This is a genomic window from Paenibacillus sp. CF384 (assembly GCF_900106745.1).
In the GTDB taxonomy this organism is placed as follows: Bacteria; Bacillota; Bacilli; order Paenibacillales; family Paenibacillaceae; genus Paenibacillus_Z.
The window spans coordinates 1-1,365 of sequence record NZ_FNNV01000046.1 but is presented as its reverse complement, the minus strand read 5'-3'; the positions used below and the strand labels follow the sequence as shown (position 1 = coordinate 1,365).

The following is a 1,365-nucleotide window of genomic DNA, read 5'->3' as shown; positions in this document are numbered from 1 at the left end:
GGTAGCGTCAAGAAGTTTGTGTAAGTAGGAATAAGCTCGAGGTGTGAGAAGTTTCGGTGGGGGAGGCTACTCCCCCACCGAAACTTCCAAGCTCGGATATCTTTCAACATACTTTTTTTCAAGTAAATCTTTTGTTTCTTGATCTACAAAGCCACGTATGGCACGTCTGCTCCACGTTTCATTGTAGTCGAGTGCCTGCAGGTAAATGATTTTTTCAGCAGCTTCAATGTTGGTTAAACTGTTCATCGGCCTAAGGCGCTTGCGTATCTCTTTGTTCATTCTTTCAATTGCATTTGACGTATAAATAGCCGGCCAGATTAACGGTGGATAGTCGAAAAAGGTGAGTAAAGTAGGAAGTTGATCTTCCCATGACTTCATCTCCCTTGGGTATAGTTTCTTCCACTTTGCCTGGATACCGCTGAATATGGCCTTCGCCACGCCGCCGTCCGTTGCGTTATACACTGCCTTCAGATCTTCAAGAAATTCAGTCTTATCTGATACACGAATCTTCGGGAACGTACTGCGCACCTTGTGTACGATGCAGTGCTGCACGTCGGCTTTGGGATAAATCTCTTTGAAGGCATTTTCTAGACCAGGCAGGCCATCAAACACCCCAAGGAGCACATCGGTAGCTCCACGACTGTGAATATCTTTAAGCACATCTCGCCAACCGTTAGCACTCTCCTGCCCGCCAACATAGAAACCTAGGATCTGCCGGTAGCCTCTCTCGTCAATGCCCATTGCAAGGTAAACAGCCTCACTGCTGACCGTGTTCCGTTTGAGTTTGACGTACAATCCATCTAAGTAGATGACGGAATAGCGTCGCTCCAAAGGCCGCTTCTGCCACGCTTCGATGTCTTCCATAACCGTCTGAGTAATATTGCTGATGGTGGTCGGTGAGTACTGAGTTCCATACATGCTTTCAATGAACTTGGCGACATCTCGTGTACTCATGCCGCCTTTGTACATATGAATGATGGCCTCCTCCAACCACCCTTCGCGACGCTGGTAGGGTTCGAACAGCTGCGTTTGAAACTCCCCATTACGGTCCCGAGGCACCTTGAGATTGTCAATTTTGCCATGACGGGTTTCGTAAGTGCGTTCGTAATAACCATTGCGGCTATTGTGTTGATCTTCTTGTTCGACTTCAAGGAAGTTCTTAATTTCTTCACGCAAAAGCAATTCTAGTTTTTCTTTAACAAGGCGAGTTACTGCATTTTCCAGTAGATCATTGAACATATTTTCGGGTAAAGTAGTCATCGAGTAGGGCTCCTTCTTGGTGCGTGTGGTAACCCCGAGAATACCCTACTTTTTTGCTGCCTGTTAAGGCTCCAAATCTTGGTACACAAACTATTTTACATCGCC

1 protein-coding gene is annotated in these 1,365 nt (G+C 46.4%); it reads right to left on the bottom strand.

The annotated features are described in order from the left end of the window. Positions 1 to 66 precede the first annotated feature (66 nt). Positions 67 to 1,260 (bottom strand): IS256 family transposase, encoded by a 1,194-nt coding sequence (locus tag BLW29_RS31050; RefSeq protein ID WP_090986989.1) that lies wholly within the window; start codon positions 1,258 to 1,260, stop codon positions 67 to 69. Positions 1,261 to 1,365: the final 105 nt, after the last annotated feature.